Annotated in this window: 17 protein-coding genes; 6 read left to right on the top strand and 11 right to left on the bottom strand. The window is 60.5% G+C overall.

All coding sequences use genetic code 11. The annotated features are described in order from the left end of the window. Positions 1-54: 54 nt before the first annotated feature. Together FIU93_RS25815 and bla are read right to left on the bottom strand one after the other, a co-directional pair. A complete protein-coding gene (locus FIU93_RS25815; protein WP_152507166.1) occupies positions 55-408 on the bottom strand; it encodes a hypothetical protein in 354 nt (117 codons plus the stop codon). Positions 409-491: 83 nt separating this feature from the next. Further along, entirely contained in the window at positions 492-1,388 is an 897-nt protein-coding gene (gene bla, locus FIU93_RS25820; RefSeq protein ID WP_152507167.1) for a class A beta-lactamase, read from the bottom strand. A 164-nt stretch (positions 1,389-1,552) separates the two neighbouring features. Between bla and FIU93_RS25825 the strand changes: the two genes are divergently transcribed. Then, complete coding sequence (locus FIU93_RS25825; RefSeq protein WP_152507168.1) at positions 1,553-2,422, top strand: LysR family transcriptional regulator; 870 nt, start codon at positions 1,553-1,555, stop codon at positions 2,420-2,422. A 19-nt stretch (positions 2,423-2,441) separates the two neighbouring features. Here FIU93_RS25825 and mnmD read toward each other — a convergent pair whose 3' ends face one another. Then, on the bottom strand, positions 2,442-3,167 hold the full coding sequence (gene mnmD / locus FIU93_RS25830; protein WP_152507169.1) for a tRNA (5-methylaminomethyl-2-thiouridine)(34)-methyltransferase MnmD: 726 nt from the start codon (positions 3,165-3,167) through the stop codon (positions 2,442-2,444). Positions 3,168-3,271: 104 nt separating this feature from the next. On the opposite strand from mnmD, the gene FIU93_RS25835 reads away from it, so the two are divergent. Further along, positions 3,272-4,432 carry an FAD-dependent oxidoreductase gene (locus FIU93_RS25835; RefSeq protein WP_152507170.1) on the top strand — a complete coding sequence of 387 codons (1,161 nt, stop codon included), beginning with the start codon at positions 3,272-3,274 and terminating at the stop codon, positions 4,430-4,432. Between the two features lie 571 nt (positions 4,433-5,003). After that, positions 5,004-5,489, top strand: coding sequence for a YbaK/EbsC family protein (locus FIU93_RS25840; RefSeq protein ID WP_152507171.1), 486 nt, complete (start codon positions 5,004-5,006; stop codon positions 5,487-5,489). 42 nt (positions 5,490-5,531) lie between these two features. On the opposite strand, the gene FIU93_RS25845 is transcribed toward FIU93_RS25840, so the two are convergent. The 4 genes from FIU93_RS25845 to cysQ form a co-directional block, all read right to left on the bottom strand. Further along, a complete protein-coding gene (locus FIU93_RS25845; protein ID WP_152507172.1) occupies positions 5,532-6,545 on the bottom strand; it encodes an NAD-dependent epimerase/dehydratase family protein in 1,014 nt (337 codons plus the stop codon). Positions 6,546-6,908: 363 nt separating this feature from the next. Further along, the gene (cysN, locus tag FIU93_RS25850; RefSeq protein ID WP_055658637.1) at positions 6,909-8,843 is read right to left on the bottom strand and encodes a sulfate adenylyltransferase subunit CysN; all 1,935 of its coding nucleotides are present in this window, start codon (positions 8,841-8,843) and stop codon (positions 6,909-6,911) included. Between the two features lies 1 nt (position 8,844). Further along, on the bottom strand, positions 8,845-9,774 hold the full coding sequence (gene cysD / locus FIU93_RS25855; protein WP_022997880.1) for a sulfate adenylyltransferase subunit CysD: 930 nt from the start codon (positions 9,772-9,774) through the stop codon (positions 8,845-8,847). 81 nt (positions 9,775-9,855) lie between these two features. Further along, entirely contained in the window at positions 9,856-10,698 is an 843-nt protein-coding gene (gene cysQ, locus FIU93_RS25860; RefSeq protein ID WP_152507173.1) for a 3'(2'),5'-bisphosphate nucleotidase CysQ, read from the bottom strand. Between the two features lie 305 nt (positions 10,699-11,003). Here cysQ and FIU93_RS25865 point away from each other — a divergent pair, with 305 nt between their 5' ends. Together FIU93_RS25865 and FIU93_RS25870 are read left to right on the top strand one after the other, a co-directional pair. Next, complete coding sequence (locus FIU93_RS25865) at positions 11,004-11,513, top strand: PilZ domain-containing protein (RefSeq protein ID WP_022997882.1); 510 nt, start codon at positions 11,004-11,006, stop codon at positions 11,511-11,513. A 208-nt stretch (positions 11,514-11,721) separates the two neighbouring features. Beyond that, positions 11,722-12,255: a DUF1993 domain-containing protein gene (locus FIU93_RS25870; protein WP_152507174.1), complete on the top strand. Its 534-nt coding sequence runs from the start codon at positions 11,722-11,724 to the stop codon at positions 12,253-12,255. Between the two features lie 163 nt (positions 12,256-12,418). Here the strand turns inward: FIU93_RS25870 and FIU93_RS25875 are convergent, their stop codons facing one another. Beyond that, positions 12,419-13,015, bottom strand: coding sequence for a glutathione S-transferase family protein (locus tag FIU93_RS25875; RefSeq protein WP_152507175.1), 597 nt, complete (start codon positions 13,013-13,015; stop codon positions 12,419-12,421). 93 nt (positions 13,016-13,108) lie between these two features. On the opposite strand from FIU93_RS25875, the gene FIU93_RS25880 reads away from it, so the two are divergent. Next, positions 13,109-13,807: a YafY family protein gene (locus FIU93_RS25880; protein WP_209010452.1), complete on the top strand. Its 699-nt coding sequence runs from the start codon at positions 13,109-13,111 to the stop codon at positions 13,805-13,807. Between the two features lie 117 nt (positions 13,808-13,924). On the opposite strand, the gene FIU93_RS25885 is transcribed toward FIU93_RS25880, so the two are convergent. The 3 genes from FIU93_RS25885 to FIU93_RS25895 all read right to left on the bottom strand — a co-directional run bounded on the left by FIU93_RS25885 (position 13,925) and on the right by FIU93_RS25895 (position 21,837). Then, the gene (locus tag FIU93_RS25885) at positions 13,925-14,218 is read right to left on the bottom strand and encodes a hypothetical protein (RefSeq protein WP_152507177.1); all 294 of its coding nucleotides are present in this window, start codon (positions 14,216-14,218) and stop codon (positions 13,925-13,927) included. A 79-nt stretch (positions 14,219-14,297) separates the two neighbouring features. Beyond that, entirely contained in the window at positions 14,298-14,867 is a 570-nt protein-coding gene (locus FIU93_RS25890; RefSeq protein ID WP_152507178.1) for a hypothetical protein, read from the bottom strand. Beyond that, positions 14,821-21,837 carry a hemagglutinin repeat-containing protein gene (locus FIU93_RS25895; protein WP_152507179.1) on the bottom strand — a complete coding sequence of 2,339 codons (7,017 nt, stop codon included), beginning with the start codon at positions 21,835-21,837 and terminating at the stop codon, positions 14,821-14,823. The genes FIU93_RS25890 and FIU93_RS25895 overlap by 47 nt, the downstream gene beginning before the upstream one ends. Positions 21,838-21,845: the final 8 nt, after the last annotated feature.

Raw genomic sequence — 21,845 nt, forward strand, 5'->3', positions numbered from 1 at the left:
GCCGGTCCGCACCGAAACACGTGCTGCTGAGGCAAGGCCCGAAACTGAACCTTCTCACTTCGCTCCACCGGCCGGGCACCTGAACGGTGTAAAGGTGCTGCCCATGTTTGCGCTGACGGTCATCATCGTCAGAATGTCGGCAAAGGCGAATTCGGCGGGTGTTTTCGGGCAAACGGCATTCGCTGCGAAACAACCACCTTCGATAAAGGCATCATGTTCGGCAACGAAACCGGGCCGCATTTGCGAACGGCCGACATTTTCGAACGCCACCCGGACGATCTCCTGATAGTAGGCGCATCTTCTGGCGCGCTTTTGTTCGCGTGTTTCCTCGGCAGATACCTGGGAGAAAACGGCTGATACCGCGACAAGCGCCAACGGCAGGGCAAACAAGGATCTTGGAACGGACAAGGCTGACTCCGTCGGAAGCGGCAGGACATTTCCAGAGGCAGAGGCGCCCGGGCGAATGAAGGGATCCGCCCGGACAAGAAAACTCAGTCGTGGAGACTTTCGGCTAGTGCGGCTGCGATATCGGCAATCGCCTTGTTCCGGTCGTCAAAGGAAGCGTCGGTCTGCGTGATGTAGACCGCGATCACGACGGGCTCCCTGTCGTCGGGCCAGATCACGCCAATGTTGTTGCGCGAGCCATTGGCCCCTGCCCCGGTCTTGTCGGCGACCGGCCATTCTTCCGGCAGCCCAGCGCGCAGGGTCGCGTTACCCACCTTGTTGTCCAGCAGCCAACCTGTCAGCTGGGCTCTGGCGGTGGACGAAAGCGCATCGCCCAGAACCAGTTTCTGCAACGTGGCAACTGCCGCTGCCGGGGTGGTAGTGTCACGGGCATCGCCCGGGCGGCCTTCATTGAGACCCGGCTCCGTCCGGTCCAGCCGGGTGATGGTGTCGCCAATACCCCGAAGGTAATCCGTCAGTCCTGCCGGTCCACCGACAGCTTCCAGCACGAGATTGGCGGCAGCATTGTCGCTGATCGCAACGGCCGCTTCACACAGTTCCAGATAGGTCATTCCTCCAGAGCCGACCTTTTTCTCGGTAACCGGCGAATAGGAGACGAGGTCTTGCGAGCGGATCTTCACGCGGCGTTCCGGCTGAACCTCACCCTGCTCGCCCTTTTCCAGAAGGGCCGCACACAGAAAGGCCTTGAAGGTGCTGTTGAGCGGAAAACGCTCGTCGGCGCGGTGGGTCCAGGTCTTGCCGGTTTCCGTATCCAGCACCGCAACCCCGATCCGGGCAGACAGTCGGCTCTCGGCACCGGTGACGGTTTTCTCAAGTGGTGCGGGATCGAACCCGGCGGCGTGTGCCAATCCGGAAATTGCCGGAAACCCGGCAAAAAGGGCAAGGGAAAGCGTCAACGCGCTACGGCGTGTCCAGAGTTTCATCTTCAACTCCAATGATGAATACAAACAGCCCGAACCGGTGTGGTGTGTCGCCCCCCGCACCATTCGTCTTCGGGACACCGCGACAGTGCCGCTGCCTCAGATATAACGCAAATGATGAATACTGAGGTTAGACATGAGTAAAACTTGGCCTAAGTTGGATCCGGATGGACGTCTCGAAACTTCCGCTCAATGCCTTGAGAGCCTTTGAAGCCTCTGCAAGGCTCTGCAGCTTTACACGCGCCGGCCTGGAACTGCGAGTATCGCAGACTGCCGTCAGCCACCAGGTGAAGGCGCTGGAGGACGTGTTGCAGGTGTCGCTGTTCGAGCGCCTTCCGCGCGGCGTTGCCCTGACGGATGAAGGACTGGCGCTGCTACCTGTACTGAGCGATGCCTTCCGGCGGATGAGCGATGCGCTCAGCCGGTTCGAGGATGGCAACTACCGGGAGGTGCTGACGGTCGGCGCCGTCGCCACTTTCGCGACCGGCTGGCTGTTGCCCCGCCTTTCCGGCTTTGCCAGGGCCCATCCGCAGATCGATCTGCGGCTGAAAACCAACAACAACCGCGCGGATATTCTGGCAGATGGTCTCGACTGTTTCCTGCGCTTCGGCGACGGGGCCTGGCATGCCACCAACGCGGTCAAGCTGATGGACGCCCCGCTGTCGCCTATCTGTTCACCTGGAATCGCTGCCCGGTTGTCCGAACCGGCAGACCTTGTGAACGAGCCCCTGCTGAGATCCTACAGGTTGGATGAATGGGCCATGTGGTTCCAGGCAGCGAAACTGCCGCCACCACGGGCGCGTGGCTGGATGTTCGACAGTTCTCTTGCGATGGTTGAAGCCGTCACGCAGGGCGCAGGCGTCGCACTGGTGCCGACAGCGATGTTCAGCCGCCCCCTCGCGTCCGGCGCGATCGTGCAGCCTTTCCAGACCAGCGTCTTGACGGGAAGCTACTGGCTGACCTGGCTGAAGTCGCGGGAGGAGACCAGCGCCATGCAGAAGTTCCGCTTGTGGATGCTGGAGACAGTTACGGAGTAAATGGAGGCAATCGCCCACCTCAAGGTTTTCGACCCTTCACCATTTCGCGTTTGCCGGCGAAGCCTTCAGCCTTTTCAATCTCGAACCCGGCAGCCTGAAGATTGCGGCGAACCCAGCCGGCAGCCGTGTAAGTTGCCAGTGTTCCGCCATGGGCCGTCAGGTCAGCCGCCACCTTCAGAAGGTCCGCGTCCCAGAGCTCCGGATTGCGAGCCGGACTGAAACCGTCGAGAAACCAGGCATCAATGGGGGCAATTGCCGGTTCTCCTCCCTCGCCCTCACCTGCCATTCCGGCGTTCAGCTCACCGATCAGCTCACGCGCATCGCCAATGCCGATCTGGAGGTTGGCTCCGGCAATTTTCAGGCTGTTCCAACCCGGCTCAGGCGACCAGGCCTGCAGCAGCTCTTCTGCCAGCGGGGCCAGTTCGGGAAAGGCCGCGAGTGCCCGTGCCAGTTGCTCTCCCGTCATCGGGAACAGTTCGAAGGTCAGGAAGGTCAGGTCCGGCCGATTGGTCCTGTCCTGCCATGCCGCAAGGGTGGTGAGGAAATTGAGGCCTGTCCCGAAGCCGAACTCTGCAATTGTGAAACGCTCGCAGCCATCGAACCGGCCAGGCAAGCCATTTCCTTGCAGAAACACGTGACGCGTTTCCGCAAGCCCCCCAGCCTTGGAAAAATACGTGTCGTTGAAGCCTTCAGCCCGGGGCACATCGCCCTGCAGCCATTCCAGATCCGGTGCCTTGATCGACATGATCTTCAGGTTTCCTTCGGGTCGCACCCATCAGCCTTTGCCATTTGCAACGCGTTCTCATAAGAGAGCCGGCAGGATCAATCAATCTCAAAGGACCCCGCCCCATGGCAGCAACCGACGCCGAAACTTTCGATGTTGCCATTGCCGGAGCCGGTATTTTCGGCCTCGCTGTTGCCCGGGCAGCGATCGAGGCCGGGCTGAAGGTGGTTGTTCTGGAGAAAAGCCACGTTGGCGCCGGGTCCAGTGGAGGTGTGCTGGGGGCGTTGATGCCGCACATGCCGGCACGCTGGAACCCCAAGAAGGAATTCCAGTTCCAAGCCCTGCTGTGTCTGGAAGACCGCATACGCCAACTGGAAAGCCAAACAGGGCTTTCCTGCGGCTATCACCGCTGTGGACGCATCCTGCCGCTGACGACAACCGACAAGCTGGAGCACCATCTGGAGCGGGCGGAAGAAAGCAAGCTGCGCTGGCAACCTCAGGAAACCGGCTTTTCCTATGTGGTTGAACCTGCCGGAAGCCGGTCTGACTGGCTGGACGCGAATGCCGCTCCCTTCGGCATCGTCTATGAAACCCTTGCCGCGCGGATCTCCCCGAGGGCTTATCTGGCAAGCCTTGCCAGCTTCGTCCGTCAGAACGGCAGCTTGCGGGAAGGCGTTGAAGCGGTCGGTTATGAGGATGCAACACAGACCGTCCTGCTCGCCGACGGGCAGACCTCGATTCAGACTCGGCAATTCGTCGTTTCAGGAGGATTTGCGGCTTTCGACCTGATCGAAACGCTGACCGGCGAACGCATCGGACGTGGAGAGAAAGGCCAGGCCCTTGTGCTGGAGGGCAAGGGACTGGAAGACAGGCCAGCGATCTATTGCGACGGGCTTTACGTCGTGCCGCATGACGACGGTACCGTCGCCATTGGCAGCACATCCGACCGGGAATTCGAAGACGCCGCCCCCTCTCCAGTCCGTTCAGCCGAACTGCTGGAACGCGCCACCGCCTTTTGTCCGCCATTGAAGGGCCGCGAGGTTCTTTCCGACTGGGCCGGCATCCGGCCCCGCAATCACAGGCGAGACCCGCTGGCTGGAAAACTGCCTGGCTTTGACACCGCCTTCGCGGCAACAGGCGGCTTCAAGATTTCCTTCGGCATTGCACATCTGATAGCGGAGGCCCTGGTGGCGGAGATGACTGGCAGAGAGCCTGTTGTTCCTCTGCCAGAGACATTCCGCCCGGCACACCACTTCGGCAGCGGCAGACTGGACGCAGATCGCTAAAGGAACTCACGTTCACGCAATCGCCGACCGCAGAAGCCGACGGCGCGCATGCAATGAAAGGTTGTATATGCGATTGCAGGTGATGAGACTTGACCGCGAACTTGACGCGGTTCGTTCAATCACAATCGGTTTACGCACCTGCTGCCTAGATGGCAGCAACCACCGCGTAAAGACCGTAAAGGCTGAGCGAAATCGTCCCCCAGAACAGGAGATTTTTCGCCACCAAAAATGGCAAATTCATAGACCCACCCTGATGAGCTGCATAGTCAGCCTGCTTCCTCCTCTCCACCCCAGAGGATTCAACTTCAGTTCCGGCTGTAGCTGCTCTCGCCATTTCGGCAATCCTTGAACGACTTAACCAATGGCCATCTGGAACCCATTTCCATCGGCCACACACAGTACCGTTTACGTCGTAAATGGTTAAAACCCGTTTAAGATTAACATGAATCTTTTCTTAATTTACAGCACAATGAAATTGTTGATATGCACAAATTATGGCCCGGCCCGCGCAGCTCTTGCGCGTCCCTCCCTGCCGGTCTTGTTTGATCCGACCTGAAGGAAGCCCTGCAGCATGAGCCTTGAAAGCGTTCGCAACCACCTTGCCAGTGCCGCCCCCGAACTTGAAGTCATCGTGACGGAAGACAGCAGTGCCACGGTCGACCTTGCCGCCAAGGCACATGGGGTCGAGCCCGGTCAGATTGCCAAGACGCTGTCGTTTCAGCTCAAGGACAAGATCTTTCTGGTGGTTGCCCGCGGCGATGCCCGCATGGACAACAAGAAGGCGAAAGCAACCTTTGGTGGCAAGGTGAAGATGTTGGGCCTCGATGAAGTGGAAACGCTGACAGGCCACCCCGTCGGCGGCGTATGCCCTTTCGGTCTTGCCCAGCCGTTGCCTGTCTACTGCGATGTCTCGCTGAAGGAATATGACGTGGTCATTCCCGCCGCCGGCGCGACCAATGCCGCCGTCAGGATAGCACCGGAACGCATGGCGGAAATCACCGGTGCGGAATGGGTGGATGTCTGCCAGCCACCGCAGGATGCGTCGCCGCAGGCATAAGAGCCACACGTAGCCAGACGTTCGCCCGGCGCCTGCCAGGCGTTACGCCCGGTAATAGTCCCGGTACCATTCGACGAACCTGGCAACGCCTTCCTGCACTGTGGTCTTTGGTCGGTACCCCGTGAGGCTTTGCAGCAGATCCGCATTGGCCCATGTCGCCGGAACATCGCCGGCCTGGATCGGCATGAGATTGCGTTCGGCGGTCCGGCCCGTAGCTGCCTCAATGGCTTCGATGAACTCGGTCAGCTGAACGCAGGTCGAGTTGCCGATGTTGACCACTCGCCAGGGAGCAACCGGCGAAAGGCTGTCGCCTTCCTTCACCCCTTCTCCCTCGGCTGGGCGAACAGGCACTGCGTCCATCAGCAGCCGGATGCCTTCGACGAGATCTTCCACATAGGTGAAGTCCCGTTTCATGTCGCCGTAGTTATAGACGTCGATCGGCTTGCCTTCGAGGATCGCCTTGGTGAACTTGAAGAGAGCCATGTCGGGCCGTCCCCAGGGACCGTAGACGGTGAAGAAGCGGAACATCGTCACCGGAAGGTCGTAGAGATGTGCATAGGAATGCGCCATCGACTCTGTTGCCTTCTTGGTCGCCGCGTAGAACGACATCTGGTGGTCGGCCTTGTCGGTCTCCGCATAGGGCATTTCGGTGTTGGCGCCATAGGCGGACGACGTGGACGCCAGCAGCATGTGTTCCGGCGGAAAGGCCCTGGCTGCCTCGAGCAGCTCGAACGTTCCGCAGATATTGCTTTCCAGGTAGGAGCGCGGCGCTTCGATGGAGTAGCGGACACCGGCCTGCGCTGCCAGATGAATGACAAAATCCGGCCGCTCGGTACGGAACAGGGACATCAGCAGGTCCGGCGCTTCAACGCGGTCGTTCACCGGCTTGAAATGCTCGTTCTGCATCAGCATCTGCTGCCGGCGTTCCTTCAGGCGGACATCATAGTAATCCGTCATGGCATCGAGGCCGATCACCCGAAAGCCGTCCTTCAGCAGTCGGGTACACAGGTAAAAGCCGATAAACCCCGCAGAGCCGGTCACCAGAACGGTTTTCATGATTTGCCCAAAGCCTTTCGATCAAAAATTCATTTTACAAAACGCGTAAGTAGGTCAGCCAAGTTATTAAAAGGCTTCGAAGGTTCGGGCAATGGCGAAGTCTGCCCGAACCATCTTGGCCTCCTGGAACCGCGACACTTACAGACGCCACAACACCTAGTACAAAATGGATTACCGCGGCGTGACACGCCCACAGAGCTTCTGAAAAACGACCGGTTCCCAAACGAAATTCCAGCTCGTCTGGCCGGGATGTCGCACCGGTCCCACAAACGAAAAAGCCACCCGCGTCCTTGCGACGCGGATGGCTGTCTTTCAGATACCAGGGCACGTTATCAGCCTGGCAAGGTCACTTTCGGCCTCTTGTCAGATGCCTCCGCCGTCGGCGGAGAAGCTGTTCAGGAACCCGCGCTTGCGCAGATACTCAACGATCTCCTCGGCAACTTCTTCCGGTTCCCGGCCGACGTTGCGAATATGAAGTTCCGGATTTTCCGGCGCTTCATAGGGGCTGTCGATACCGGTGAAGTTCTTGATCTCGCCCCGGTCGGCCTTGGCATAAAGGCCCTTCGGGTCGCGTTTGCGGCATTCCTCGATGGGCGTATCGACAAAGACCTCGATGAACTCACCGTCTTCCAGGAGATCGCGCGCCATCTGCCGCTCCGAGCGGAACGGCGAGATGAAGGATACCAGCGTGATCATGCCTGCATCCGCAAAGAGCTTGGCCACCTCGCCGACACGGCGGATGTTTTCCACCCGGTCGGCATCGGTAAAGCCCAGGTCCTTGTTGAGGCCGTGGCGGACGTTGTCGCCGTCGAGCGTATAGGTGTGCCGCCCGTCGACATGCAGTTTCTTTTCGACGATCGACGCGATGGTCGACTTGCCGGACCCGGAGAGGCCGGTGAACCAAAGGACTGCCGGCTTCTGACCGAGTTTTTCAGACCGGGCGTTCTTGTCGACGTCGAGGGCCTGCCAGTGAATGTTGCTTGCCCGGCGCAGCGCAAACCAGACCATGCCCGCACCAACCGTCGAGTTGCTCATCCGGTCGATCAGGATGAAGGAACCGGTCGTGTGGTTGGCCTCATAGGGATCGAACGGCACCGCGGAGGACAGTGAGAAATTGCAGAACGCGATTTCATTCAATGCCAGCGTCTTGCCGGCCACATGCTCGAACGTATTGACGTTGATCTTGTGCTTGATCTCGGAGACCGTCGCCGTCACCGTGCGAGTGCCGATCTTCAGGAGATAGGGCCTGCCCGGCAGCAACGGCTCGTCCGACATCCAGATGACATGGGCGGCAAACTGGTCAGCAACATCCGGGCGATGTGCGGTCGAGGTCAGAAGATCGCCGCGGGAGATGTCGATTTCATCTTCCAGCGAAATGGTGACTGCCTCGCCGGCCCGGGCGGAGCTGACTTCACCGCTTGCGCCGATGATCGACTTCACCCTGGACTGCTTTGCCGGACCGGCGACCACCAGTTCGTCGCCAACCGACACCTGGCCGCTGGCCACCGTACCGGAATAGCCGCGGAAATCGAGGTTGGGCCGGTTGACCCACTGCACCGGGAAGCGGAACGGGGCTTCCAGCACATGCTCGCCCACCTGAACCGTCTCCAGGTGCTCCAGCAGGGTCGGTCCGGAATACCAGTCCATCTTGTCGCTGCGCCCGGTGACGTTGTCGCCATAGCGCGCCGACATCGGAATTGCCTGCAGGGTTTCGAAATCGAAGCCGTTGGCAAAGACCTCGAATTCCTTGCGGATTTCCTCAAATCGTTCCTGGGAATAGCCGACAAGGTCGATCTTGTTGATGGCCAGCACGACGTGGCGGATGCCCAGCAGCGACGCGATGAAGGCGTGGCGACGGGTCTGGACCATCAGGCCGTTGCGGGCATCAACCAGCAGCACGGCAAGGTCGGCGGTGGAAGCGCCGGTGGCCATGTTGCGGGTGTATTGTTCGTGGCCCGGGGTATCGGCAACGATGAACTTGCGCTTTTCGGTCGCAAAGAACCGGTAGGCAACGTCGATGGTGATGCCCTGCTCGCGCTCGGCCTCAAGACCGTCGACCAGCAGCGCCAGATCGATGTCCTCTCCCACGGTGCCATGCTTTCTGGAATCGCGTTCCAGCGCGGCCAACTGGTCTTCGAAGATCAGCTTGGTGTCGTAAAGCAGGCGGCCGATCAGGGTCGACTTGCCATCGTCAACGGAACCGCAGGTCAGGAAGCGGAGCTGGTCCTTGCTTTCCTGTGCCAGGATATATTCGGTGACGGCTGTCTCTGCAGCTTCCTGTATGTTCTCGATCGTCATCTTAGAAATATCCTTCCCGCTTCTTCTTCTCCATCGACGCACTTTCATCCTTGTCGATGAGGCGGCCCTGGCGTTCGGATGTACGGGCAATCAGCATTTCGCGGACAATGGCGGGCAGCGTATCGGCATCCGATTCAATGGCGCCGGTCAGCGGGTAGCAGCCGAGCGTGCGGAAGCGGACCATCTTTTCCTCGATCTCTTCGCCGGGCTGCAGTTTCATGCGGTCGTCGTCGACCATGATCAGCATGCCGTCGCGGTTCACGACCGGGCGCTTTGCTGCGAAATAGAGCGGCACCATCGGGATGTCTTCCGTCAGGATGTACTGCCAGATATCCAGCTCGGTCCAGTTGGACAGCGGAAACGCACGGATGCTCTCGCCCTTTGCCACACGGGCATTGTAGAGGTTCCACAGTTCCGGCCGCTGGTTCTTCGGGTCCCAGCCGTGATTGGAATTGCGGAAGGAGAAGACGCGCTCCTTGGCGCGCGACTTTTCCTCGTCCCGGCGCGCGCCGCCGAACGCGGCATCGAAGCCGTATTTGTTCAGCGCCTGTTTCAGCGCCTCGGTCTTCATGATGTGCGTATGAACCGAGGAGCCGTGGGAAAACGGGCCGATATTCTTTTCAAGCCCTTCCGGGTTGGTATGGACGATCAGGTCCATGCCGAGACGCGCGGCGGTCTCGTCACGGAAGGTGATCATGTCCCGGAATTTCCAGGTCGTATCCACATGCAGCAGCGGAAACGGCGGCTTGGACGGATAGAATGCCTTCATCGCCAGGTGCAGCATGACGCCGGAGTCCTTGCCGATGGAATAGAGCATCACCGGATTGGAGAATTCGGCCGCGACTTCGCGGATGATGTGGATGCTTTCTGCTTCCAGCCGCTTCAGATTGCTGAGGCGCTCGGGCGAGATCCCGTGAGATTGCATGTTCATGTTCGCTTTTCCGTTTGGCCGGCGAACCGGCCGTATCAATCGTTCGGCACGGGCCAACCGCCCGCGCAATTTTGCAAATCGTCAGGCAGCGGGCGCGACATCCCGCAGGAGGTTCCTGCACCCGGCTGCCAGAAAAAACGGGTTCCGCAGGTCGTCCTTGCGGGCGTTTTCCGGCACCCGGTAGACAAAGTCCTCACCGGTTGAAGCCAGAACGACCGCCCCGCCGGCGGCGCGTACAACAGCATCACCGGCGGCAATGTCCCATTGCATCGTGGGCGCAAGACGGGGATAGAAATCGGCCCGGCCGGCAGCCACCCAGCACAGTTTCAGCGACGAGCCGACGTTCAGCTGCTCGGCGACACTCAGCCGTGAAATCAGGGCAGAGGTTTCTTCCGAAAGATGAGAGCGGCTGGCGAGCACGCTGATACCATCCACCGGCGGCGTGCGAACGGAGATGGGCGCAACGTCGCTGATGCCGCCGTTCGCGATGGTCCCCTTGAAGGCCCTGGTTTCGGTTTTGCCGTTGTCCCGGATTTCCCCGCCCCAATAGATCTCTTCGAGGGCTGGTGCGGAAACCACGCCGAACACCGGGCGGCCGTCCTCGATCAGGGCGATGTTGACGGTGAACTCGCCGTTCTTCTTCAGGAATTCCTTGGTTCCGTCGAGCGGGTCGACCAGGAAGTACCGCGCACCTGCCGCAGGCAGCTTGCCGGCTTCGACCGCTTCTTCGGCCACCACCGGAATGTCGGGGAACTTTTCCGCAAGGCCCGCAAGAATGATTTCCTCGGCTGCCGCGTCGGCCTTGGTCACCGGAGACCCGTCGACCTTGTTCTCGACCTCGAAAGGTTCCGCGTAGATTTTGAGGATTTCCTCTCCGGCCCTCAGGGCCAGCAGGTTCAAGAAAGATATCTGGTCTTCAGTCATCGATGCCTCAATTCGCGCCGGGAAATATTGCCCCCCGCGCTGTCCGCCCGCGTGGCTGTCCCGTAAATAGAAAGGTACAGTGTATCAATTCAAGGAATGGTGTTCCACGTTTTCGCCTGAATACAAAAAGCTCAGGTTTCTCTGACCGTCGCAAGGGAGCTTTTGTTGCTCCCAACATGGTCCTATGCCGGGCTTTACCTGACTGATCCATACGTGGATTCACCGATTGGCAAGGGCTTTGCGCCTAAACTTACCCCAAATGGGGGTTAAAGTGCCCTTGGACACCATGAGAATGCGAGAAACCCATGTCGGACGCCAAACCATTTCCGCACGCACCCGCGGATGAGAGCGCCAGCGAACAGATGCCGCGGGAGCGGCGGGCACGCGTGTTCAAGAAAGGCAAGATGGTCTTTCAAAACGGGCTGAGATCCATTCCCTGCATGGTGCGCAACATCTCCGAAGGCGGCGCTTTGCTGGAATTCGAGCAGGCCTACATGCTGCCCAAGGAATTCGACCTTCATATCGACCTGGAAGACTATGAAGTCACCTGCGAACGCCGCTGGGAGGAAGGCCTTCGCTGCGGCGTCCAGTTCATCGGCGAGAAACGGCATGTTGCCGCGCAGCGCGCGCAGGTGCTGAAAAGCTCCGAAGAAGCGCTGAGAAGCGAACTCGACGAGCGCCGCGACAGCCCGGACAACTTTTTCCAGCGCCGCCACCAGGACGAACCGCATGCCGACGAGCGCACCTCCGTGCGCCGCAACCGGCAGGACGCAAGTGCCGGCGCCGGCAAGCCGACCTTCGGCAAGAGGCGCTGATACGCTGCGCGCGGCGAAATACGTCAGATGCCCTTTCTCTTCGCGGTGCTCGACAGACAGCCAGCAAGTGCACCCTGCCGCCCAAGGCAGAATGCCGGCTTCCACGCCAGCGCTCAAAATTCCTGGATATGATCCGCCTCCCCGTCGTACCCTTTGAAGATCACGCCAAGGCGTGTTTCGAACCAGGATCATGACCAGGAAACAGCCCGTGGCGACCACCCTCTACGACATGAGCGTGCCAACCTTCCTGCAAACGGCACGCGCCGTCAGCGGGTTTCTTCAAAAAGCGGCAACTCATTGCCAGCAGACAGGCACCGATCCGGACGACTTCGCGACCGCGCGGCTTTATCCGGACATGGCTCAGTTCTGGTTTCAGATCGAGTGCGTCGACAATTTTTCCGTCTGGGGCCTGGAAGCAATGAGAACGGGTGCCTTCACTCCGCCGCCGCTTGTCGGACCAGCTCCATATGCGGATCTGCAGGACCGGATCGCGCAGACAGTGACACGTTTGCAGGCCTATACGCCTGCCGAGGTAAACGACTGGTCGGGCCGGCCTCTCGACCTTGATCTGGTTCACATCAGCCCCCGGCCGATGCCCCTGACATCGGAGACCTTTCTCCTGTCCTTCCTGCTGCCGAACTTTCATTTCCACGCTGTCACCGCCTACGACATCCTGCGCACGCGCGGCGTGCCCATCGGCAAGCGCGACTATGAGGGCCAGTTGCGGACGAGGCCGGACTGACGGCCCTCACCCTCACCGGCAGAAACGGACGGGCTCGCCAACTGGAAAGCCGCGCAGGCCATTCATCCAGTTTCAAAGCCGTTTTCAAGACACCTGCGCAAACAGATATGGCCCACCGGGCAAAACCCGGTGGGCCATTTCGTCAGCAGAGGTTCAAAACCTCTCAGGCCGCCTGGCGTTCACGCTCCAGCGTCCGCACGGTGGCCGGGCGTTCGCTGCACCGCTTCACCCAGTCACGGATCGCCTCGTTGTCCGGCAACATGTCGGGCAGCCACAGGAACGGGCCGCTGCACAACAGGTCGACGGCGGAATAGGTTTCGCCCAGCAGGTAAGGCTGCTTTTCCAGTGTTTCCGCCAGCCGCGCGACCATCGTGTCGAAATCGCGCAGGCTCGCCTCCACGGCCGGATGCGTAAACTGGGCGAATTTCAGGATGATGACCGGCTCCATCACGCCCTGATAGTAGAACAGCCAGGACAGATAGTCCCCGCGCCCCGGCTGGCCTTCGATCGGCCCAAGCCCGGCTTCGGGAAACTTGTCGGTGAGATAAAGCATGATCGCACCGCGCTCGCGGATCCCCTCGGCACCATCGACCAGGTAGGGCACCTTCTTTTCCGGGTGCGGGTTGGATGCATCCGGCCCGCCCGAGCCATCCTGCCGGCGAACCGTCACTTCCTTCACCTCGACGTCGGCGCCCAGCTCTTCGATCAGGGTCACGATCGCCGAAGACCGGCTGTTGGGAGAATGGTAAAGCGTCAACATGGGAAAGCTCCTTTTCTTTGTGATGCCAAAGGTATAGCCTCCCCCTGCTGACAATTTGCGGCAGGAGCGAAAATGGCCCGCACAGACCGATTGATGCGCCTGATGGACACGCTCAGGCGCCTTCCCCATCCGGTGACAGCCCAACGCCTTGCCGAGGAGACCGGGGTTTCCCCGCGCCAGCTCTACCGCGACATCGCGACCTTGCGTGCGGGCGGCGCCCTGATCGACGGGGCCGCGGGCGTCGGCTACACCCTGACGGAAGATCCCGTGCTGCCGCCGCAGAGTTTCTCCCGGCTGGAAATCGAGGCGCTGATGCTGGCGCAAAGCGGGCTGGACCAGATCGGCGACGAGACACTGAAAAAGGCCGGCCGCAACGCCATGGCCCGCATCATCGCCACCCTGCCCGACCGGCAGGCGCGCCAGGCCATGCACACGGTGATGCGCAGCTGGCGGCAGCCGGACAAGCGCCCGCCGGTGACAGTGGATCTTGACCTGTTGCGCGAGGCCTGCTGGGAGGAGTTCAGCCTGGTCATCACCTACCGCGACCTGCAGGAGCGGACGACCACAAGGGAAATCTGGCCGATGGGTCTTTCCTACAGCGAAACCTCGCTGCTGCTGCTCGCCCATTGCCGCCTGCGGCACGACTATCGCCACTTCCACGTCAGTCGGATCGCCTCACTGGCGCGCGGCACCGAAAGCTTCCGCCCCAACCGGGTGGGCCTGATCCGCGACTACATCAAGCAACGGGGGCATGACCGGAACAGGTCACCGCAGCGCGGTGAAGTTGGGTAAAGTGCGAATTGGAAACGGGCTAACCTCAAAACGGGGAAATTTCAGGGGAGCGGGTCACAAGCAACGGAGGCAGGTCAGGCAGACTGGGAAGACGATGACAGCCGGAACAAAAAATCATCATCCAGTTGGCAGCTTTTCAGCAATTTTTCGGAAGCCTTCAGCATTGAAACCCGTCAAGGTGGGCATCTCCCAATCGAAAAAACGTTCGTCATCAACCGCGTGAAAAATTAGGGATCTGATGCCGGAAAGTTCTGAGTACGTGAGAGCACTATTCGGAACAAATGCACTCACAGCATCATGAAGATATTTTGCAGGCCCCCCGGCAATCTCTGAGCAGACAACAATATCTCCCTTCATTTCAAGATCGGAGAGAGTCTTCTTGATTGTTTGCATTAGAAGATCATCGATCATCAGTACGGTTCCGTCCTTGTAGGAAATCGAGAAACATAGTCTGAATAGCCCGTGGGTTACTCATTTGGTGCAAAGGGAGTTAGGTGATACCTGACGGAAGAGAAAGGAGCTTGAGCGGCTTATAGAGCTTTTCGATTCTTTCGTCGGGCCAATAGGAGCCCACAGCGACCGCTTCCATTTTTTCCATATCAATCCCCGTGGCGACCTGCAAAAAATCGCGGGGACCTGCGTAGATCATGTGCCGGACATCTCCGGTTCGCAGTAAAAGAAATTTAATGGGATCAGAAAAGAAAATACAGCTTTCGAGATAATCTGCTTTGCCATTCTCGTCAAAATTAAAGAAGCTACTCCAGCTCACATCATCAGAGTTATATTTTCTTATGTGCGCTTTTGTAACTTCTAAAGATAGATCATTAATCGGCACCGAATAATACTCAGATACACCTAATTTCATAAGCGCCTCACTGAGACAGCGAACAACGTCGTCACTTACATTATTATCGTCTATTACTACCACCTTCCAGCAATGGCTCTTCACCAGATCTGGAGATATAAGATCTTTATCTTTAATTGCACTCCTCAATAACGTCCAAGTCTTGCAATTAATCACCATATCGAATTTCTCGTGTTGTACGAACGTTCCCTGCATCAGTGGTCCGTTGAAATTCGATGGTCGGTCGCCCATCGCGGCTCGGACGCACAATTACATTCGTTCCGTCAGCTAGTGTTCCCATACGACGATCAGTACCAATCGTACGTACATTGGATAGTTTCAATGCATCAAAGTCAGCGTCAGCTTGGGCTCGCGTTCCCCCTGGTATCCGTTCAATGCTGGTGCCTCTCGTAGTTACGTTCTCGACAACAGTTCGGTTATTACCCCAAATATCATCGACTGTTCTCTTTGGTACAATGTTTTCAGTTTGTGGCGCCCCACTCCCAGCGACATTCTGACTTTTGGTCTTTGTTTTGGTTTTGACCTTGACACCCGGAATTGCACCGAGTGCTGCAAGCATGAAGATATCTCGGACGCTTGTTCCGTATTCGCGTAGGCGCTGATCTTTTTGTTCCAGGGTTAGATCGTCGTTCCCGAGAACAGCGCGGACATTTGCATCCATCGCTGCGCGGTCAGCATAGGCCTGAGATAGCCCGTCACCGTATGGATGATAGTTCACCCCAGGAATGTCGTTGTCTAGAACGTAAAGTGCATCAATGAGAGCAAGCTGAGATGCGTTGCGATCTCCACCTTCGCCTACAAGGTCTAGGCCCGACGCATAGCCTGCTGCAAAGACAATGGCGTCCCGTTCTTCCCCCGACAGAGAATTCAAATAGGCGTAGATGGCATCACTACACTCGGCATAGGTTTTGATTCCAAGCGAAAGTACGGAGCCATCAGCTCGGATGATGGTGCAGTTGAACTCCTGCGCGTGTGCTGGCGTTATTAGCCAATTCAGCGGATTGAATTGGTTATAACCCTGTTTTTGGCCGCAGCCGCCAAAACGTCCCCCCTCACCAAGTGCCGCGAGCCCGGCGTTGATGTTGCCACGCTCCTCCTCGCTCAGCTCACGACCAAGCAAATATTTATCGATGAAGCCGCCGGGAGCCGTCGCTTCTTTCAGCGACTTCTGAACAGCCCGCACCGCCGTATCACTCACATAAAGCTCAAACCCTTCCTGCCTTTGCGAGGTCACTTCCACCACCGCGTCCGGGTCGCGGTTGAGGTTGGAAAGTTGGGTTTCGGTGGCGGTGGTGTCTTCCGCCGCCTCCCGGTCCGCTTGCGCGCGCAGGGCTTCGGCGCGGGCCGTGTCGCCTTCGGCTTCTGCCGCGTCGGCCTCGGCTTCCAGGTCGGCGGCCTTGATGCCGTCGCCGTCGCCGTCGCGCACGATGATCTCGCCCTCGCCAATGGTGGCGCGGGCAACGCCCTCGGTTTCGGAGTTGGAATAGGCCCCTTCCACCGTGATGCCCGGTTTGGACTTGCCTTCCGGATTGGAACCTATGCTGACGCCGACCGAACCGGAAACCTGCCGGCCCTTGCGGTGAAGGTCGATATCCGCCGTTTCCAGACGCTCTGTTTCAAGGGTCAGGTCGCCGGAGCGCGAGGCGATCACCCCGCCGGTGATGGAGGTCGTTTCGCCGACATCGGCATTGAGCGCGTTGTCGGTGACGATGCCGGAGGGTGCGTTCACCCAGGCCGAGCTGTTGGAGCCCTTGGCCCCGTTGACGCTGGCAGAGGCGCCGAAGGTCGGCCCGGCGCCATCTGCCCCCAGCCCGATGCCAACGGAAACCCCGGCGCTGTAGCCGCTGCTCTGGTTGGAGCCTTCGGCCGTGTCCAGCCGGCTTTCGATGGTGAGGTTGCGGCCGATGTCGAGATCGGCACTGTCGGCTTCAATCCGCGCGCCCTTCAGGGCAAGGTCCCGGCCGGTTGCGACCGACACGTTGCCGCCCGCCGTCACATCCGTGTTGGTTTGATAGGTCTGCGATTGGCTGTAGGAACTCTGCTGGCCGGAGACATCCAGCCCCAGGCTAAGGCTGGCGCCGGGGGCTCCATTCTTGCCACTGGCGCCGACACCAAGCGTCAGCCCGATGCCCGCGGACATGCTGGAGCTTTCGCCCTCATAGGCGAGATGGTTTTGCGCCGATTCCAGGATGACATCCCGTCCCGCCGCCATGGCAATGTCGTTGCCGGCGTCGATCCGCGCGCCCTTGGCGGTGATGTCGCGTCCCGCCTCCAGGGACATGTTGTTGCCCGCCGACAGCGTGGCGGTGCGGGCGATGGCGCTAACCTCCGACGAGCTGCTTTCCTCGCGGGAGATGCCGATGCCGATGCGCACCCCGGCAATGGTGCCGCCCTGGCGGATGGCGTTGAGCTGGTTGAGCGCGTCGACCGCCTTCAGCCCGGCGGAGACCGCGGAAAGCGCCTGATAGCCGAGATTGCCCTTGCCCGAGGCTGCCATGCGCGGGGCATCCGCCAGCGATTTCACCGGTCCGGAGATGTTTTCGAAGGCGCCGACCGACAGCGCGAAGGTGTCGATCTTGTGGCTTTCCGAATGGGCATAAAGATCGTGGACGCTGTCCAGGACGATGTCGCGCCCGGCGGTTATGCCAAGGTCTTCGTCGGCGGCGACGGAGGCAGCTTCGGAGACCACATCGCGCCCGGCATCGATGGAAACGTTCCGGCCGGACACCGCCGAGGTGACCTGGGTCAACGAGCTGGTGTCGGAGGTATGCCGTTCGGACTTGTAGCCGGCGACCACGCCCATGTTTCCGGTTTCTGCAAAGAAGCCGCTTTTCTTGTCGACCCGGCTGTCTTCGGAGGTGTTTTGGGCAGCTTCCAGGCGCACATCGCGCCCGGCCGAAAGGGCAACGTCGCTTTCGGAGGATACGGCAGAGCCCTTGACCACCACATCCCCTGCACCGGCCGAGATCTCCAGATCGCCGAGCGCGGTCACCATGGAGCCCACCTGCGTGGTGCTGCTGCTGTCGCGTTTCGTGGAACTTGAGGTCAGGAAGCCGCTTTTGTTGCGCGCGGACCGGTCTTCCCGGCTTTCCTCCGCCGTGCCGATGGTGACGTTTTCACCGGCTGTCAGGCTGGCCGTGCCGTCGCTGGCAATCAGCGAGCCTTCCACGGCAATGTTGCGCCCTGCCTTGAGGTCGGCCGCGTCTGCCGCCTGGATGGTGGAGCCGGACACACGGGTCTGGCTTTCGCGCACATCGTAGCGGTTGCTGCCTGCCTGGCCACTGGCCTCGAAATGGCTGTCGAGCTCGATGGCGGTCACCACCAGGTCACGGCCGGCGTCGATTTCCAGGCTGCCGCCGCTGGCAAGATCTGCCCCGGTGATGCGGGTGTCGTTATCGCTGCGGATGGTCAGCGAGTCTTCCGCCGTCACCGTGCCGCGCTCATACGCCCAGGTGCCGATGGCCGTGGTGCCGTTGCCGGTCGCCCGGGTTGCGGTTTCGATCGAGACAGTCTCGCCGGACAGGGTCACATCCCTGCCGCTGATCGTGCCGGACCTGTTGAGCAGGGCGCCGGCGGCGCTGGCGACCAGGGTTTCGTCGGCCTTGATCGTGCCGCGAACGTTCCTGATTTCCGCTGCCTCCAGCGTCGTGTTGCGCCCGGCGATGACCGCGCCGGTCTTGTTGAGGTCCGTTGTCGAGGCAAGGTAGAGACGTGGCGCGATCACCTCGACGCCATCCACCACCGCGCGTTCGTACCAGACGATGTCGCTGGTCAGGAGTGCGATCTGCTCCTCGCTCAAGGACACGCCGAACGCCAGGTCCAGCGCCTCGGCCTGTGCGCCGGCGCTGTCGATCAGCGTCTTCATCTGCAGGGCATCGGAGGTCTGGTCGGCGGACAGCCAGCGGCGGCCCGTGGCCCTGCGCACCTGCTCGGCCACATACTGGCTTTCGAAATAGGCATCACCGAGCGAGCGGATGTGCTTGTCGATGTCGGGAATGCCGACCGTATCCAGGAAATACTGGGACCCGAAGAATGCGCCGATGTCGACGAACGCGAAGCGGGTTTCGTAAAGGAACGGGCTGCTTTCCGGAGCGCGGCTGAAAAGCTGGCCGTTGAACTTGTAGGACGCAGGGTCGAAGGCCGGGGCCTGGGAGCTGGCGTTGAGCTGAACGATGGACGTGTCCTGCGTGGACTTTTGCAGCTTTTCGGGGGTGGAAGGCTCGCCGGCTTCGTTGGTGAGCGTGCCTGTCAGGTTGCCGATCAGCGATCCGCCGGCGTGGATGGTCGCGGGAACAGCATCGATGGTTTCGGCGCTCAGCGTCTTGCTTTGCACCCCGTTGTCCAGAAACTTGTGCGAAGGGGCAAAGCCCAGCGTGCGGGTTTCGTAGCTCGACCAGCTCTGGTGGATGGTGATGACCCGTGTCAGGGTCTTGCCGCCGTTGACGATGCTGGTGCCGTCGATGCGCATGTCGCCGGAGGCGACGATGTCGCTGTATTCGTTTTCCAGCGTGCCGACATCCAGCACCATGTTGCCGTTCAGCGCCGCGATGCGCGCGACCGGGTCGACCAGCTCATAGGTGTCTTCGGTGACGAAGATGGTCACCACATCGCCCGACCCCGCTGCACCGTCCTCGTCGGGCGCGAGCATCAGCCAGTCGTCATAGGTGCCGTTGTCCGGGTCGAACTCGGAAATGGATGTCGGTGCGTAGTCCTTCCACCAGTTCTGGTCCCAGTCCGCTGCCGTGGCATTTTTGGCCGTGAGGATCTCATCGATCTTTTCCGGGTGCGGCACGAAAACATAGCCGCCGGGCCCGCCGCCAGTGTCCCAGAACTGGTCCCAGTCGCCGATGCCCCCGGCCGCCCAGTATTTGGAGAAGCCGCCCTTCAGCCAGTCGGGAGGATAGGCCCCGGCGACGACTTCATTGGCATATGCGGTCGTCTTGGTGTCGAAAGTGGCACCGGTGATGTTCTTCAGGCTTTCAGCCCGGATCGTCAGCGTTCCGGACCTTGCCTCGATGATCCCGCCCTTGCGGTTGATGATGCTGGCCGCCTTGGTGCCCGCCGTGCGGCCTTCCAGCGTCAGGCCGTTTTCGGCAACAAGAACGCCGCCATGGTTGTCCAGGTTGAACGAGCGGATGGTCAGGCCGTTGCCGGCGTGAACGCCGCCCCGGTTGGTGAAGCTGTCCAGCCCATCGAACAGGGCAGCATCATTGGCAACGATGTAAGCGCCGGAGGCGACGCTGGTGGTTCCGCCGTTGACCGTCAGCCCGCCGGTCGCTTCCAGTTTGCCGGTCACCGACAGCGTGCCGCCGATGGTCAGCTGGCCGGTTCCGTTCACGCGCAGCAATCCGGCAACGGTCAGATCGTTGACGCTGAGGTCCAGCGTGTTGGTGGCGGTCAGCCCCGGGGCGGCAGCGGCAAGCGTTGCAGTGCCGGTGATGCTGCCGGAGATATCCCGCGCCGCGACCGTCGCCCCGGAACCGCTGAGGGAGAGTCCACCAAGATCGAGTTCCAGGGAACCGACCTCCAGCGCGCCGAGCTGGTTCCAGGTGCCGGCGGTGATCCGTGTCAGGTCGCCGGACTGGAGGCGGGACCCGGCGGCAACGTTGAGCGAACCGGATGCAGTCAGCGTCAACGTGCCGGCGTCCGTTATCGCGGCGCCTTCGCCGGTGACACCGGCAAAAACCTTGCCGCCGGAAATGTCGATCACCGGTGCTGTCAGCGCGACATGGTCGCGCGCGTTGACCTCGCCCGCCGTTGCCACGGTCAAACGGCCGGCTGCCGAAAGGGCGAGGTCTCCGCCGGAATAAAGCACGGAGCCGGAGGCCACCGTGACGTCGCCAAGGCTGGAGGCGACATCGATTGCACTGGCGATCGATGCGCTGCCAAGGACCACGTCGTTTGATGCCTGCACCGTGTAGGTGTCGGCGGCAACGGTTCCGGATTGCTGAAGCGCGCCGACGTTGAAGGTGATGGCCTCGCCCGCCTGAAGGTGGCTGGCGGCGGAAAAATCGGCCAGGCCGGTCGTTGCCACCTTGATGGAGCCGACCCCTGCTGCCAGCGTGCCACCGGGCGCCATGCCCGCCAGGAGCTGCGCCTCGTCAAAATCGATGCCTGCCGCTTCCAGATCCACCTGGTTGCCGGCACCAAGGGTTGCCTCCTTGGCAACCTTGATATCGCCGCCGGCCTTCAGGATCAGCGTTTCCTGGCCATAGAGAGACGCATTTTGCTGAACGTCCACCGACCCGTTGACGGACCGGGCGCGCAGGGTCTTGCGGGCAGACACCGTGCCGCCAAGCACCAGCTTGCCATCGGCGGTTATCTGAAAATCGCCGGTGGCGGCCGTCGCGCTTTCAGGAGCCCGCACACCGACGCCGCTTTCCGTGCCGATCAGCTTGATGCGCCCGGCATACATGCCGCCAAGCGCGGAGGAATCAATGGCAAATTCCGGCTTGTCCGCCGCCGACCCGGCCTTGGCCGCAACCGAGCGGTTGGCATAATCGTAGTCGTTGCGACCGGCAAAGACGCCGAGGTTCTCGCCAGCGTGGATCTTGCCGTTGATTTCGACCGCGCGCGAGACGATGTCGAAATAGTCGACGCTTTCCGCCGCGACGCCGTCCGCACCGATGGTGACGGTGCCCCGGTCGACCGAGAAACCCTTCAGCGTTCCGGCATCGACTTGCGGCACGCCTGTCGTCAGCGTTGCCCGCGGAATGTTGATGAAGCCGCAGCCGTTACAGGTGATGCCATTGGGGTTGGCGAGGATGTAGTCCGCCTGCCCGCCGTGCAGCTCCGTCGCGCCCTGCAACAAAGACCGGTTGGACGAGGTGACCTCGTTCAGGATCACCGATGCCGGGCCGGAGCCTTGAAGATTGGGGTTGCCGACAATGTAGCCGCCCAGGTTGCTTTGGCCGACACCCTTGGAATTGTTGAGGATCAGGCCGTTCTTGCCGACATTGAAATCGGTGAACTTGTTATGGGACAGGCCTTGCGCATTTGGGGTGACGATGTTCTGGACCGGCACCCCGTTTGGCGCCGCGATGATCTCCGGCCGGTTGCCGGGCGCAGCAGCGCCATCCGGTGTCAGCCCGCCGGCAAAGGCCGGCAGGGAGGTCTGGACCAGAAAGACGGTACAGAAGAAACCATTTAAAACGGACTTGATCATAAGCCGAT

The sequence above is a fragment of the Labrenzia sp. THAF35 genome (assembly GCF_009363595.1).
Taxonomy (GTDB): domain Bacteria; phylum Pseudomonadota; class Alphaproteobacteria; order Rhizobiales; family Stappiaceae; genus Roseibium; species Roseibium algicola.

What these genes read in the sequence shown, in the direction of transcription:
- bla (WP_152507167.1), bottom strand. Translation starts at nt 1,388, where the DNA reads ATGAAACTCTGGACACGCCGTAGCGCGTTGACGCTTTCCCTTGCCCTT.
- FIU93_RS25825 (WP_152507168.1), top strand. Translation starts at nt 1,553, where the DNA reads ATGGACGTCTCGAAACTTCCGCTCAATGCCTTGAGAGCCTTTGAAGCC.
- mnmD (WP_152507169.1), bottom strand. Translation starts at nt 3,167, where the DNA reads ATGTCGATCAAGGCACCGGATCTGGAATGGCTGCAGGGCGATGTGCCC.
- FIU93_RS25835 (WP_152507170.1), top strand. Translation starts at nt 3,272, where the DNA reads ATGGCAGCAACCGACGCCGAAACTTTCGATGTTGCCATTGCCGGAGCC.
- FIU93_RS25840 (WP_152507171.1), top strand. Translation starts at nt 5,004, where the DNA reads ATGAGCCTTGAAAGCGTTCGCAACCACCTTGCCAGTGCCGCCCCCGAA.
- FIU93_RS25845 (WP_152507172.1), bottom strand. Translation starts at nt 6,545, where the DNA reads ATGAAAACCGTTCTGGTGACCGGCTCTGCGGGGTTTATCGGCTTTTAC.
- cysN (WP_055658637.1), bottom strand. Translation starts at nt 8,843, where the DNA reads ATGACGATCGAGAACATACAGGAAGCTGCAGAGACAGCCGTCACCGAA.
- cysD (WP_022997880.1), bottom strand. Translation starts at nt 9,774, where the DNA reads ATGAACATGCAATCTCACGGGATCTCGCCCGAGCGCCTCAGCAATCTG.
- cysQ (WP_152507173.1), bottom strand. Translation starts at nt 10,698, where the DNA reads ATGACTGAAGACCAGATATCTTTCTTGAACCTGCTGGCCCTGAGGGCC.
- FIU93_RS25865 (WP_022997882.1), top strand. Translation starts at nt 11,004, where the DNA reads ATGTCGGACGCCAAACCATTTCCGCACGCACCCGCGGATGAGAGCGCC.
- FIU93_RS25875 (WP_152507175.1), bottom strand. Translation starts at nt 13,015, where the DNA reads ATGTTGACGCTTTACCATTCTCCCAACAGCCGGTCTTCGGCGATCGTG.
- FIU93_RS25880 (WP_209010452.1), top strand. Translation starts at nt 13,109, where the DNA reads ATGCGCCTGATGGACACGCTCAGGCGCCTTCCCCATCCGGTGACAGCC.
- FIU93_RS25885 (WP_152507177.1), bottom strand. Translation starts at nt 14,218, where the DNA reads ATGATCGATGATCTTCTAATGCAAACAATCAAGAAGACTCTCTCCGAT.
- FIU93_RS25890 (WP_152507178.1), bottom strand. Translation starts at nt 14,867, where the DNA reads ATGCAGGGAACGTTCGTACAACACGAGAAATTCGATATGGTGATTAAT.
- FIU93_RS25895 (WP_152507179.1), bottom strand. Translation starts at nt 21,837, where the DNA reads ATGATCAAGTCCGTTTTAAATGGTTTCTTCTGTACCGTCTTTCTGGTC.